The sequence below is a fragment of the Coleofasciculus sp. FACHB-1120 genome, assembly GCF_014698845.1.
Lineage (GTDB): Bacteria > Cyanobacteriota > Cyanobacteriia > Cyanobacteriales > FACHB-T130 > FACHB-T130.
This window is the reverse complement of sequence record NZ_JACJTV010000003.1, coordinates 322,273-336,051: the sequence shown is the minus strand read 5'-3', so window position 1 is coordinate 336,051 and position 13,779 is coordinate 322,273. Positions and strand designations below refer to the sequence as shown.

9 protein-coding genes and 1 riboswitch are annotated in these 13,779 nt (G+C 45.8%); of the genes, 4 read left to right on the top strand and 5 right to left on the bottom strand.

From position 1 onward, the window contains the following. Nucleotides 1–186 precede the first annotated feature (186 nt). Nucleotides 187–597 (bottom strand): hypothetical protein, encoded by a 411-nt coding sequence (locus H6H02_RS05200; protein WP_190815303.1) that lies wholly within the window; start codon nt 595–597, stop codon nt 187–189. A gap of 103 nt (nt 598–700) precedes the next feature. On the opposite strand from H6H02_RS05200, the gene pyrE reads away from it, so the two are divergent. After that, nucleotides 701–1,318: an orotate phosphoribosyltransferase gene (gene pyrE / locus H6H02_RS05195; RefSeq protein ID WP_190815299.1), complete on the top strand. Its 618-nt coding sequence runs from the start codon at nt 701–703 to the stop codon at nt 1,316–1,318. Between the two features lie 83 nt (nt 1,319–1,401). Here pyrE and thiC read toward each other — a convergent pair whose 3' ends face one another. Continuing rightward, nucleotides 1,402–2,775, bottom strand: coding sequence for a phosphomethylpyrimidine synthase (gene thiC / locus H6H02_RS05190; RefSeq protein WP_190815298.1), 1,374 nt, complete (start codon nt 2,773–2,775; stop codon nt 1,402–1,404). A 6-nt stretch (nt 2,776–2,781) separates the two neighbouring features. After that, nucleotides 2,782–2,878, bottom strand: a riboswitch (TPP riboswitch). Between the two features lie 132 nt (nt 2,879–3,010). Here thiC and H6H02_RS05185 point away from each other — a divergent pair. After that, nucleotides 3,011–4,129 carry a DUF262 domain-containing protein gene (locus tag H6H02_RS05185; RefSeq protein WP_190815297.1) on the top strand — a complete coding sequence of 373 codons (1,119 nt, stop codon included), beginning with the start codon at nt 3,011–3,013 and terminating at the stop codon, nt 4,127–4,129. Between the two features lie 284 nt (nt 4,130–4,413). On the opposite strand, the gene H6H02_RS05180 is transcribed toward H6H02_RS05185, so the two are convergent. From H6H02_RS05180 to nblR, 3 genes are all read right to left on the bottom strand, one after another. Then, nucleotides 4,414–4,605 (bottom strand): DUF2949 domain-containing protein, encoded by a 192-nt coding sequence (locus tag H6H02_RS05180; RefSeq protein WP_190411931.1) that lies wholly within the window; start codon nt 4,603–4,605, stop codon nt 4,414–4,416. Nucleotides 4,606–5,242: 637 nt separating this feature from the next. Beyond that, complete coding sequence (locus H6H02_RS05175; RefSeq protein WP_190815471.1) at nt 5,243–5,815, bottom strand: DUF192 domain-containing protein; 573 nt, start codon at nt 5,813–5,815, stop codon at nt 5,243–5,245. A 93-nt stretch (nt 5,816–5,908) separates the two neighbouring features. Further along, nucleotides 5,909–6,604: a response regulator transcription factor NblR gene (nblR, locus tag H6H02_RS05170; RefSeq protein WP_190815296.1), complete on the bottom strand. Its 696-nt coding sequence runs from the start codon at nt 6,602–6,604 to the stop codon at nt 5,909–5,911. A gap of 751 nt (nt 6,605–7,355) precedes the next feature. Here nblR and metH point away from each other — a divergent pair. Both metH and H6H02_RS05160 read left to right on the top strand, forming a co-directional pair. Then, nucleotides 7,356–10,925, top strand: a complete 3,570-nt coding sequence (gene metH / locus H6H02_RS05165; protein WP_190815295.1) for a methionine synthase — start codon at nt 7,356–7,358, stop codon at nt 10,923–10,925. Nucleotides 10,926–11,603: 678 nt separating this feature from the next. Continuing rightward, entirely contained in the window at nt 11,604–13,703 is a 2,100-nt protein-coding gene (locus tag H6H02_RS05160) for a carotenoid oxygenase family protein (protein ID WP_199328991.1), read from the top strand. Nucleotides 13,704–13,779: the final 76 nt, after the last annotated feature.

Below are 13,779 nucleotides of genomic sequence, written 5' to 3'. Positions count from 1 at the left end.
CAACTGAACAAAGTAAGTTGGAAGCTTAACGTCAATTCAAAAAATAGAATTTATAAAAAATAAGCCCTGCACGCTTGTTTAAATCTCGTCCTATGAATTTTGAAAAGCTTCAACTTTAAATCGCCACAAGGCAGAAAAAGAAGGAAAGGCAAGCAATGTTTGCTTGCCTTTCCTTCTTTTTCTGATTTACGGCTGTGGAGGGTTCTCAAATACGAACTCACTGCCTGTTAAGGGTCTACCAGTACCCGTAACGTTTACATTAATAGCCGGACTTTGCAGAATTGAGGTGTTGAAAGGATTAGGAAGATCGGGAGTGCGAATAATAAAGTCACTGGAAACCTGCTGCCAGAGTAGCTCCCGATAAAGGTTATCTAGTGTCTTAGCGTCTTGCTCGATCTCGTTTTCCGGGAAACTAGGGCCAATGATGAAATCTATATCTCGCCGGGTAGATTCGTTGCCGAAAAAGTCTTTAGATTTTTCAGTGATCGCTCGATTAAACAAGTCCGGAATCGATGTTTGCTGAGCGATCGCGCTAGAGGCAATGACAGTCGAAGCGGCACTGAGAACCAACACACTCATTAAATTAGTCAAGCGCATTCCCATCTCGTCCCTCAACTTTGGCTGAATACTATTCTTCAGTTTAAGTTTAGGATGATTGTTGGTCAAATTGTCATAGCTCTACTCTTTTTCTGTCCTAGTGATGATCCACGAAATCCAACCCCAAGCTGATTTAACTGGCTCTTATGCTACTGCTGATCTAACAACACTACGCCAGCAATTGCTGGATTTATTTTGCCATCTGGCTTATAAGGAGGGAGATTTTGTGCTGTCTTCGGGGCAGCGCAGTTCTTACTACATTAATGGCAAGCCAGTCACGCTCCATCCCCAAGGAGCTTTGGCAACGGGTCGTATTCTGTTATCGTTGCTGCCGATGGATACCCAGGCCGTTGCCGGATTGACGCTGGGAGCCGATCCGATTGTGACAGCGGTGAGTGTGGTTTCTGCTTATGAAAATCGACTGTTACCGGCGCTAATTATTCGCAAAGAAGCCAAGGGACACGGAACACAAGCTTATATAGAAGGTCCAATTCTCCCTGCGGGTGCGAAAGTGGTCGTTTTGGAAGATGTTGTCACAACGGGTCAATCTGCCATGAAAGCCGTTGAGCGGCTGCGAGATGCCGGATACAGCGTTGATGAGGTGATTTCGCTGGTAGACAGGCAGCAGGGGGGAGCGGAGTTTTATCAGTCAGTTGGGCTAAAGTTTCAGGCAGTATTTTCGATTCCAGAGATTCAGGAGCGATCGCGTCAACTTAGATAAGATTTTTCAACGCAAAGGAAGCAAAGGTTTTCGCAAAGTAACGCAAAGTAATTATGCTCTGCGTTACTTTGCGTTTAAAAGAACTAGCTTTGGGTTACTGGTTCTTTCGCCAAAAACTTCTCTAGTTCTGTCAAAGCATCGGCATCCACTTTTGTCTGCATCGGGCAGAATTTGGGGCCGCACATCGAGCAGAATTCAGCAGTTTTGTAAATATCTGCTGGCAGAGTTTCGTCGTGATATTCTTTGGCGCGTTCGGGGTCGAGGGACAATTCAAACTGGCGGTTCCAGTCGAAATTGTAACGAGCTTTAGAGAGTTCGTCATCGCGATCGCGTGCCCCCGGACGATGCCGTGCGATATCGGCAGCATGAGCCGCAATCTTATAGGCGATTAATCCATTCCGCACGTCTTCAGCATCCGGCAATCCCAAGTGTTCCTTGGGTGTCACATAGCATAGCATCGCCGTACCGTACCAACCTGCCATTGCTGCGCCAATTGCGGAGGTAATGTGGTCGTAACCGGGGGCAATGTCTGTTACCAATGGTCCCAGCACGTAGAAGGGCGCTTCTGAACACTCTTCCATCTGCTTTTTGACATTGAACTCGATTTGATCCATTGGGACGTGTCCTGGCCCTTCCACCATCACTTGCACGTCATGTTCCCAGGCTTTGCGGGTCAATTTTCCTAACGTTTTGAGTTCGGCTAATTGAGCGGCATCTGAGGCGTCGTGCTGACAACCGGGACGCAGGGAATCTCCCAGACTGAAGGAGACATCGTATTTTTTGAAAATTTCGATGATGTCTTGGAAGTGGGTATAAAGCGGATTTTGCTTGTGATGATGCAACATCCAGCGTGCGAGAATGCCGCCGCCACGAGAAACAATCCCGGTGATGCGATCGCGCACCAAAGGCAAATGCTCAATTAATATCCCAGCGTGGATGGTTTGATAATCTACTCCCTGCTGTGCGTGCTTCTCAATGATGTGGAGAAAGTCATCAGCGGTGAGGTTTTCAATCGTTCCGTGGACGCTTTCTAAAGCTTGGTAAACTGGCACTGTGCCAATGGGAACAGGCGAGGCGTTAATAATTGCCGTGCGAATCTGATCCAGGTTGCCGCCGCCAGTGGACAAGTCCATGACGGTATCAGCGCCATACTTGACTGCCAGCTTTAGCTTATCGACTTCCTCATCCAGATTGGAAGAGTTGGGAGAAGCACCGATATTGGCGTTCACCTTACACTTCGAAGCGATGCCAATCGCCATCGGTTCTAGGTTGGTGTGGTTGATGTTAGCGGGGATAATCATTCGTCCTCGCGCCACTTCATCCCGAATCAGCTCAACTGGGAGATTTTCCCGTTTTGCTACATACTGCATTTCTTCAGTAATCACACCTTGACGGGCGTAGTGCATTTGAGAGACGTTGCTCTGTCCACGCCGCTTAGCGATCCATTCAGTCCGCATATTGAATTCCTCAATTAACAGCTTCCCTCCGCCGGTATTAGCCGGACTCAGGTTCTAAGGGTGTAATCTCAGCCTGTGAATCCAGGCACCCCTAGCTTGATTGACAATATTACCATCAAGCTCCGGTTAGGGCTTGATGGTTCCAAAAACTTGATATTTTGCATTACTCTGTGAGGTGGCTACAGAGCGATCGCCATATAATCGGTAATAACCCAAGCACAAGCGACGCTACAGTATGAGTACATTTGTACCGAACCATGAAGCATACCACCCAGAACATTTAACAGATGAGGAACAGGAAACACAAATTGAAGAAAGCTTAGAAGAAGATGATGACATTCTCCCTTCCAGGTTCTCTATATCAGTTTCTCGAACAGATTTTGATGTTGATGGCATAGTTAAGCGTCTGAGAAATGGGGACATATATATTCCTAATTTTCAACGTGCCTATGTATGGAAACCCAAACAAGCTTCGCGTTTGATAGAGTCTCTTTTGCTTGGTCTGCCAGTTCCAGGCATTTTCTTGGCAAGAGAGTCAGAAACAAACAAGTTGCTGGTGCTTGACGGTCAGCAAAGATTAATTAGCCTTAAATCTTTTTACGATGGTAAATTTCCAAGCAGTCGGACATCATTTTCTTTAAAACTGGTCAATTCAAACTTTGATAGTCAGAAATATACATCACTAACGGATATCCAACGACGGCAACTAGACAATTCAGTTTTGTCGGCAACTATTATTCAGCCACATGATAACAATGAAGAGAGTATTTACCACATTTTTGAAAGGCTAAATACGGGAGGTACTTTACTAAAACCCCAGGAAATTCGTGGTTGCATTTATCACGGAGAATTTAATGATTTGCTTGAGCAAATGAACAAAAACGGGGCTTGGCGTAACATATTTGGCAACAGTGATAAAAATAAGAAAGACCAAGAATTAATTTTACGCTTCTTAGCAATTTATTTTGAGGGAAACAATTACAAGCCATCAATGAAAGAATTTCTCAATAGATACATGACTAAAAACAGACACCTCAAGTATCAGGCTAAAGACACACTTATAAAAACATTTATCCCAACAATTGAAATAATTTATAAATGCGTCGGTCCTAAAGCTTTCAGGCGAGAAAAGGCATTTGTTCCTACATGGTTTGAGGCGGTTATGGTTGGTATAGCCAAAAGGCTGGAAAAAGGTACTATTCAGAATGTTGAGGAATTCCAAGAACAATATCAGCGTCTAGTGAATAATGAAAGTTTTTTGGGTGTGTCGGTGAAAATACGCGATCTTACTAATGAATATAATGTAAAGGAAAGGCTAAGACTGGCAACGGAAGCTTTTGCTGATTTAACATAAAGAGCATTGCAGTTTCAGGTTGTCATAATAGTGAAAAATTAACTTGATTCCAGAAAATGCGATCGCTCATCGCCAATCAGCAATTTATAAAAGCATATTATATAGAAAAAGTAGATTTGAAAAACTAACAACTAAAAAGAGCGGGTCAAATATTTGACCCGCTCTTTTTGGTGCAATAAATTGTAATGAACAACATTTTTTGGGTCTTCGCTGATGGGTTGGGATATTACCAACCCTCAATTGCTCTGACATGACTTTCTTGCTCCTCGCCGAATCATCAAGCCTTATGCAGTTTCCAACCAGTCATAGATTTGATCTAACTGTTCCAACGTTACTAAACCGTATTGCCATAGGATCATCGGCAACGGACCGGGATCTTGTTCCCGACGCCGCAAAGCGATCGCAATCGATGCCTTGGATATTGCTAAATCTTCTTGAAGAAACCGGAGAAATCGAGAAAAATTTGTAGGTGCCATGATGGCTTTTACCTCCTTTGTAGAATCTATTTTGTAATTGAAACCCTGGTTTGTTGAGTGATGGTAGTCAGTATTTTATCTGTCCACCTAGACTCGGTTCCTTTATACTATTTTGCCGCTACTCTCTGTAACGCTAGTGTCACAGATCACCAACCTGGTGTGACAATTACGGCAGTCGGTATGGGTATTAACTCCAACAATGCTCAGACTAGATTCAGCACTTTAGGCATACTTTCCGGGTAGACCTAGAGAATGAGACTGAAAACTTAGGCTCACTCCACTTGTTTCTGAAATCCTAATGCGGACTGTTGCTAGTGAACTTTGCTTAATATTCTCTTTAGCAATTCACTGGAATCCCTCTGTATTAGGAGAGATTTGCTTGCCTAAAGCTATCTATTTCACTGACCTCACACCAAATCCCAGGCAAAGCACTCTCATCCTTGGAAGAACCATGTCTCTGGAAGCGAGAATCTAGGTTTAAGGGTAACAATAATTGAAATTTGCAGCCTTAAACTCTCTCTTGGGAAAGAGTACCTTATTTTTGCGACAAATACGTCTAAAGATAAAGTAAATTTTTAAATCGTCTTGATAAGAACTCTAAAAGAGAGTGCTAAAGCCTGTCTGTGTTGGCATCGAGTTACTGAATGGTCACGCGATCGCCTGGTTTCAAACCAAGTTCTGCTGCGCGTCCTCCCCGGAGTTCAATCACCTGGTTAACGGGTGTATTGGGACCATAGGTGGGGCAAAGACTGGTTTTACAAGGAGGGACATCAGCCGCGATCGCTTTCACCACTCCATCCAGCATAAAAACCATATCCAGCGGGATAAGCGTATTCTTCATCCAGAAATTGATCGGTTGCGGTGGGTTGAAAAGAAATAACATCCCCCGGTCGTCCGCCAAAGACGTTCTGTACATTAACCCCATTTGCTGTTGTTGGGGTGTCCGCGCTACTTCCAGATGAATCACTTGACCTGCCATCGTTGCCTTGGCTGAAATTGGCAAAGTTTGACCCCTCTGATTCTGTGCGAGTGATGCTTCCGGTGATGCCTGCGCTTGTCGTGCAGGGGTTGTCGGTGCTGATACTGGCGATGCCTGCTGCAATGGCTGTGCGGGTTCCCCACTCTGAGATGAGGTTGATGGCACCGATGCCGAACATCCCATCAGCAAAACTGCCAGCATCATGACGACTAAACTTGCCTGCTTTTTCATATTGCGATCGCTTTTGGCAGATGTGCTTAAGCGCTGCTCTCTCCAGTCCAAATTCATCCTTAATCCTTGATATTTACGCCCAAAACTCAAAACCTAAGCTTCCCGTAAAACGTATCCGACGCCTCGCACTGTCTGAATCAAGCGCTTTTCGCCCTCTTCTTCGATTTTGAGACGCAAATAACGGATATATACCTCAATCACATTCGACTCTCCCATAAAGTCGTATCCCCAAACATTTTCTAGAATCTGTTCGCGGGTTAAGACTTCGCGGGGATGCGACATCATATATTTTAGAAGTTCAAATTCCTTCATCGTCAGGTCAATCACTCGCCCGTTCCGCATTGCTCTGCGAGTGGACAAGTCTAAAATCAGTTCGCCAAACCGTAACTGTTCGCTAGCACCCGCTTCCGGCTGTAAGTAGAGGCGCACCAGTTGCAAAAAGGCGTCGGTACGATAGGGTTTAAGGAAGTAATCATCGGCACCCGAATTCAAACAAGCAACCCGGTCTTCTACGGTATCGCGAGCCATCAACAGCAGCACTGGCACACGAGAGCCTGCATTCCTCAGTTGGTTGCACAACTTCAGTCCAGAATCTCCTGTTAGCACTCTATCTACGACGACTAAAGCTGGCTGAAGTTCGCAAGCTTGATGAAAACCACTGGTGGTGTCTGGCGCAACCACAGTCGTATATCCAGCCTCTCGCAAATCCATGCTGACACGTTGGACAAGAATTTCGTCGGTTTCGACAAGTAAAACACAGGGAGTGCGGTCAAAAGTAACAGGAGACATAGGCTGCATTGGGGCGCTTTTGCTGCGTTGTTATCTCAGTTTAACTACACTGGCAAGCGTTAGCGAAGCGGGATGCGGTAGCGTCCGTCGCTGCTTTCTTCAATATAGGTAAGTATTCATGCTTAGTATAGGTGAGAGGGCAGGAAGAGTGAGAGGCAAGTAGCGATCGCCTAAATTCAGTTAATAGACTCAAAATCCCCCTAACTCTCCGATGAATTTGGGAGAATCGGAAAAGTCGCTCTTTTGAAGGGGGATTAAGAGGAGTCTCTGGGGAAAATGCTCGTTAGGGGAAATGACGACATGAAAAACCCCTTATAGATGCACAGTCAGCATAATTTAATTTCACAAAAACCCTTTTTTTACGAATAAAAAAATCGATTTAATCAGGAGCGATCGCTTTCTTCATCAATTCTTTATAAAAGTCTACTCAAGCTTTATTAAAGCTAAGTGGAAGATGCGATCTCTCGCCTTCCCCGGATCGGGATTTTGCAAATTTTGTCTAAGTCTTGCCTTCAATAAATGCAAAGCAGTTCTCAAACTGATGGATTAGATTTTCTCAATTGAACTACTAATTTCGGTTAAAATAGATTCTGGCTTCTTGAGGAACTGACTGCTATGCAACAAAAGACGTCGTTACAGTCTGCACGTTCATGGTTTTAGTTACTCCCGAAAGCGAGAAATTCTGCAAAATAGATTAAGCTGATCGTTCAAAGCCTAACGCAACTAACTATTCATAAAGACGTCGCCATCTATGACCAGCCCCTTCTTGACTCGCCTCCACAGTCCTGAACGTCCTGTCATCGTCTTCGATGGCGCAATGGGAACCAACCTGCAAACTCAAAACCTCACCGCCGCCGACTTCGGAGGGCCAGAATACGAAGGATGCAACGAGTATCTGGTACACACCAAACCAGAAGCGGTGGAGAAGGTGCATCGGGACTTTTTGGCAGTTGGTGCCGATGTGATTGAGACAGATACCTTTGGTGGTGCCTCGATTGTACTGGCAGAGTATGACCTGGCGGATCAAGCCTACTATTTGAATAAGAAGGCGGCGGAACTAGCGAAGCGCGTGGCTGCGGAATTTTCGACGCCGGAGAAACCCCGGTTTGTAGCGGGTTCGATAGGGCCAACGACCAAGCTGCCGACACTGGGACATATTGACTTTGACACACTGCAAGCTTCCTTTGAAGAGCAAGCCGAGGCACTTTACGACGGCGGCGTTGATTTATTTCTAGTCGAGACTTGTCAGGATGTGCTGCAAATTAAGGCAGCATTGAATGCGGTTGAGGAAGTCTTTCAGCGCAAGGGGGAACGACGCCCGTTGATGGTGTCGGTGACGATGGAAGTCATGGGTACGATGCTGGTCGGTTCTGAGATTAGCGCCGTAGTGACGATTTTAGAACGTTACCCGATTGATATTCTTGGACTTAACTGTGCTACCGGGCCAGACCGGATGGCTGAACATATCAAGTATCTTTGCCAGCACTCGCCGTTTGTGGTTTCCTGCGTTCCCAATGCTGGCTTACCAGAAAACATTGGTGGTCATGCTCACTACAAGCTGACGCCGATGGAATTGCGGATGGCGCTGATGCACTTTGTAGAAGATTGGGGCGTGCAGATAATTGGCGGCTGTTGCGGCACGCGCCCTGAGCATATTCAACAATTAGCAGAAATTGGCAAAACTCTGAAGCCAAAGGAGCGCCACTTTAGTTATGAGCCTGCGGCGGCATCAATTTACAGCGCCCAGCCTTATGAGCAGGATAATTCATTCCTAATTGTGGGCGAGCGATTGAATGCGAGTGGCTCTAAGAAGTGCCGCGACTTGCTGAATGGGGAAGATTGGGATGGGTTGGTTTCTTTGGCAAAGTCGCAGGTGCGGGAAGGGGCGCACGTCCTCGATGTCAACGTGGATTATGTCGGGCGCGATGGCGTTCGGGATATGCACGAATTAGTATCGCGGTTAGTAACAAATGTCACGATACCCCTGATGCTCGACTCCACAGAATGGGAAAAGATGGAGGCGGGTTTGAAGGTTTCCGGGGGCAAGTGCCTGCTGAATTCGACTAACTATGAAGATGGAGAGGAGCGCTTCTTCAAGGTGTTAGAGTTAGCGAAGAAGTACGGTGCGGGTGTCGTGATTGGGACGATTGATGAGGAGGGGATGGCGCGGACGGCTGAGAAAAAGTTTGCGATCGCGCAACGTGCCTACCGTGCCGCTGTCGAATATGGCATCCCATCCCACGAGATATTTTTTGATACTCTTGCCTTACCGATTTCTACGGGTATCGAAGAAGACCGAGCGAATGGAAAAGCGACCATTGAATCCATCCGTCGCATTCGAGATGAACTCCCCGGTTGCCACGTGATGTTGGGGGTTTCTAACGTTTCCTTCGGTTTAAACCCAGCGGCACGAGTTGTCCTCAATTCCATGTTTCTGCATGAAGCGATGGTGGTAGGGATGGATGCGGCAATTGTCAGCGCTAGCAAAATTCTGCCACTCGCGAAAATTGAGCCAGAGCATCAAGAAGTCTGCCGCAAGTTAATCTACGATGAACGGCAGTTTGATGGAGACATCTGCACCTACGATCCGCTGGGAGAATTGACAACGCTATTTGAAGGGAAAACCACAAAGCGCGATCGCTCTGGTGATGAAAATCTCCCTGTAGAAGAACGTCTGAAGCGTCACATCATTGATGGCGAACGCATCGGTTTAGAGGAACAACTAACCAAAGCTTTAGAGAAATATGCGCCGCTGCATATTATTAATACCTTCTTACTAGATGGCATGAAGGTTGTAGGCGAGTTGTTTGGTTCCGGACAAATGCAGTTGCCTTTCGTATTGCAATCTGCGGAAACGATGAAAGCAGCCGTGGCTTATTTAGAGCCGCTGATGGAAAAGAAAGATGCTGGAAATAATGCCAAAGGAACTGTAGTAATTGCCACTGTTAAAGGGGATGTCCACGACATCGGTAAAAACTTGGTGGATATCATCCTGTCAAACAACGGTTACAAGGTAGTTAATATTGGCATCAAGCAGCCCGTTGATAACATCGTTGATGCTTTTGAGCAGCACAACGCTGATTGTATTGCGATGAGCGGTCTGCTGGTAAAATCAACCGCTTTTATGAAAGATAATTTGGAGGTTTTCAACCAAAAAGGAATTACCGTCCCAGTAATTTTAGGCGGTGCAGCACTGACCCCTAAATTTGTCTATGAAGATTGCCAAAACACTTACAAAGGTAAGGTTATTTATGGCAAAGATGCATTTTCCGACTTGCATTTCATGGACAAATTAATGCCTGCGAAATCCGCTGGAAAGTGGGATAATTTGCAGGGATTTTTGGATGAAGTTGAGGAAAATGGTCATGCACCTCTTGTCGAGGAGGCGTCTTCTCTGCCATTAGAGAATAGCACTCAAGAAGCTCAACCTGTAGAAGTAGATACGCGGCGTTCTGAGGCTGTAGCGATTGAAATTGAGCGTCCGATTCCGCCCTTCTGGGGGACGAAATTATTACAGCCTGAAGAGATTCCATTAAAAGAGGTGTTTGAATATCTGGATTTGCAGGCTTTGATTGCTGGGCAGTGGCAATTCCGCAAGCCGCAGGAACAGTCTCGCGATGAGTACAATCAGTTTTTAGAGGAAAAGGTTTACCCGATTTTGAAGGAGTGGAAACAACGGGTTGTAGAGGAGAATTTGCTGCATCCGCAAGTTGTTTACGGGTATTTTCCGTGTCAGGCTGAGGGAAATTCGCTGCATTTGTACGAGCCGGAATTTATAAACCGCAAAGACGCGAAGGACGCGAAGGAAGAGAGAGAGAAGAATGTTGTCGCTACGTTTAATTTCCCTCGTCAGAAGTCTATGCGTCGTTTGTGTATTTCTGATTTCTTCGCACCTGTGGAGTCGGGACAGGTTGATGTGTTTGCGATGCAGGCGGTGACTGTGGGGGATATTGCGACAGAGTTCGCGCAGAAGTTGTTTTCAAATAATCAATACAGCGATTATTTGTATTTCCACGGCTTGGCGGTGCAAACGGCGGAGGCTGTGGCGGAGTGGCTTCACGCCCGAATCCGACGGGAGTTAGGCTTGGCTGCATCGGAACCGGATAATATTCGCGATATTCTGGCGCAGCGTTATCAGGGTTCTCGGTATAGTTTTGGATATCCGGCTTGTCCGAATATTCAGGATCAGTATAAGTTGTTGGAGTTACTGGGAAGCGATCGCATCAATCTCCACATGGATGAAAGCGAACAACTGTATCCCGAACAATCTACAACGGCGATTATCACCTATCACCCAGCGGCTAAATACTTCAGCGCTTAAATAGTAAGGTGTAGGGTGGGCAATGCTCACCCTACATATCATTAATTATTCCAAAACAAATTAATAAGGCTGTCAAGATTATCTGCAAGCAGCAGACTTGTTAAAGCAGATAATCGAGGATCGTGCTGCGCCAGATAGCGATCGCGCACCGTCTCAGTCCGAAAATTTCAGTACGAAAATTGCTTAAAAATAATATCCAACGAACGGAAAATGAATCCAGGCATTTGTAGGTAAATATCAGTTATCTACAGAGGAGGTTCTGCATCGCTTTAAAAACGCTCGGATTTAACCCTGATCCGATAGGGAGTTTGCAGAGTAAATTGGATAATTTCCGATGCTGTACCGGCTGTGCAAACCAGACAGCTTAAAAGGAGTCAAGTTTACCCAATTTACAACTTTGAACATTAGAATCCTTCTTTTTTAGGGAGTCTAAATTTGTACAACTTATACCATTTTAGATTTTGACTGTTGGATTGCGGAAGCCTTGCCTATAGGGAGTTTTAATTCTTCAAATTTTGCATTCATAAACCTGAATGGTATTACGTATGCGCTCCTTTAACCTGCTTTTTAGGAAGGTCGAACAAAGTTGTATCTTGCGCGAATTTGTTAATTGATGATTATTTTCAGCAATTTCTTGAGTATCTTGCTTTCTTCAATAGAAACACAGACACCAATAACATGAAAGAACCAATTCTTGACCCAATCCAAGCTGTACCAGGCTGCTGTCCGCCAGTTCCAGAGTCAATCATGACAGCGAATCGCTACGAACTCAGCGACATCAAAATGCAGATTCGCGGAGAACTACCAGATGATTTGCAGGGTCACATCTTTATCGTTGCGCCAGTAGGCTCTGTCAATTCTGGAGATGCTCCAGATGCTGACGGAACTTCCCTTTTGGGCGGCGATGGCATGATTTATCGGCTTGACTTCGATCGCCAAGGTGAAGTGGGATTAAAAACACGGCTGGTTAAGCCGCCCTGTTACTACGCTGATAAGGCAACCCGACCGGGAAGCCAGTATGCTAAGTATCAGTTTCGCAATCATGGCATTTCGCGGTTTTCCCTCTCTCTGGGCTTCCGCAACGAGTTGAATACAGCTTTTCTGCCAATTAAATTCCGAGACGATGCGAACGAGCGTCTGCTAGTCACCTATGATGCTGGTCGTCCTTACGAGATTGATACCGAAACGCTGGAAGTTGTAACTCCAATTGGAGCCAATACAGAGTGGCGATCCGAGACTTCCCTGAAGTTTCCCCTTCCACCCGTTTTGAGTACCGCACATCCTGTTTTTGACCCTGAAAAAAGCGAAATGTTTACGGTCAATTACGGCAAATCCGTAGGGAATCTTCTAGAAACTATCCCATTTATTTACGACCTAGATGAACTTCCAGAACAAGTAGAAGAACTCCTCAAACAGCTTGCACGGTTTATCGAAGCACAGGATTTTGTGCAAGATTTTCTCAAGGCCTTCTCCACTATCTCTGAAGAGATTTTGGAATTTTATATGAGGTTGCTTGAGAGAACCACCAACATAGAATTTAAAGATTTCGTTTATTTAATCCGTTGGGATGGTGGAAATAACTTAGAGCGATGGAAGCTGGTATTACCAGATAAAACCCCCGTCAAAATCAAGCAAACTATTCATCAGATTGGGGTGACAAAAGATTATGTAATCTTGATGGATACCGCCTTTACCACTGGGGTAGAGCAGTTGCTTAATAACCCTATCCCCAAGAGTAGGGCAACCAAAAGACTCATTAGAGATTTACTTACACATCGAGAGTTAGCTGATTCTGTCGTGTACATTGTGCGCCGCGCTGACCTAAAAGTGGGACAACGCCCAGCGTGCAGTCAGCAAGAAGTTGAAGTTGTAGCGCGTCGGATTGTAATTCCCCTGGAAGCGGCTCACTTTCTCGTGGATTATCCAAATCCAGATGGACACATTACCCTCCACGCATCTCATATTTGTGCTTGGGATGTCTCTGAATGGCTCCGCGAGTATGATGTATCTGCCTACAACCCTAAGATTTCTGTTCCGCCTCGCCTGTGTGGGATGCAACACAATGAGATGGACATCAGCCGGATGGGACGCTATGTAATTGATGGAGAAAGCGGTCAGATTCTGGAGTCGAAGTTGATTTCCGATGCTGAGTGTACTTGGGGCGTGGGACTTTATGCTTACTGCAACACCTTGTCGGAACAGCCTACGAAACCGCTCGATAATATCTACTGGATTTCTTTTGGACTATGGAAGCAGTTGCTAACACAGTTTGTCTTTGACCTGTACAAAGATTACAAGTACCGGCTAGTACCACGAGCGGAGATGCTTCGCCTTGCAGAGGCGGGTATACCCGCCTCTTTGTTCCGGTTAAACACCTCCGCGAACGAGTCGCTAAAGATTGGCGATCGCTATCAGTTCCCTGCTGGCTATATTGTCAGTTCGCCGCAGTTTATGCCGCGCCGTGACAGCAAAGATAGTTCAACCGACGGTTACATTGTTTGCACCGTTTTCACGCCAGACGGCAGCGAAATCTGGATTTTCGACGCTCAAAATCTGACCCACGGTCCCCGGTGCAGATTAAGCCATCCTTCACTGAAGTTTAGCTTGACGATTCACACGGCGTGGCTGCAACAAATCGCCCCCCGCACAGCCAAGTACAACATCCCTGTGCGTCAGGATTACAAGGATTTAGTCAAGCAACAGTCTCCAGAAATACAGGAGCTATTTGAAACTGAGGTGTATCCCCATTTTGAGCCAGTTTCTCGATCTCCCTGTTGAGTGAACCGCTGGCTACCCTTCGTAACGGCGAATCTTTTGAGGCAGTAAATTTCTTATAGTTATACAGATACAGACG

Bases quoted from the DNA above. Each gene is read 5' to 3' on its own strand.
- H6H02_RS05200 (WP_190815303.1), bottom strand. From the start codon at position 597: ATGCGCTTGACTAATTTAATGAGTGTGTTGGTTCTCAGTGCCGCTTCG.
- pyrE (WP_190815299.1), top strand. From the start codon at position 701: ATGATCCACGAAATCCAACCCCAAGCTGATTTAACTGGCTCTTATGCT.
- thiC (WP_190815298.1), bottom strand. From the start codon at position 2,775: ATGCGGACTGAATGGATCGCTAAGCGGCGTGGACAGAGCAACGTCTCT.
- H6H02_RS05185 (WP_190815297.1), top strand. From the start codon at position 3,011: ATGAGTACATTTGTACCGAACCATGAAGCATACCACCCAGAACATTTA.
- H6H02_RS05180 (WP_190411931.1), bottom strand. From the start codon at position 4,605: ATGGCACCTACAAATTTTTCTCGATTTCTCCGGTTTCTTCAAGAAGAT.
- H6H02_RS05175 (WP_190815471.1), bottom strand. From the start codon at position 5,815: ATGAAAAAGCAGGCAAGTTTAGTCGTCATGATGCTGGCAGTTTTGCTG.
- nblR (WP_190815296.1), bottom strand. From the start codon at position 6,604: ATGTCTCCTGTTACTTTTGACCGCACTCCCTGTGTTTTACTTGTCGAA.
- metH (WP_190815295.1), top strand. From the start codon at position 7,356: ATGACCAGCCCCTTCTTGACTCGCCTCCACAGTCCTGAACGTCCTGTC.
- H6H02_RS05160 (WP_199328991.1), top strand. From the start codon at position 11,604: ATGAAAGAACCAATTCTTGACCCAATCCAAGCTGTACCAGGCTGCTGT.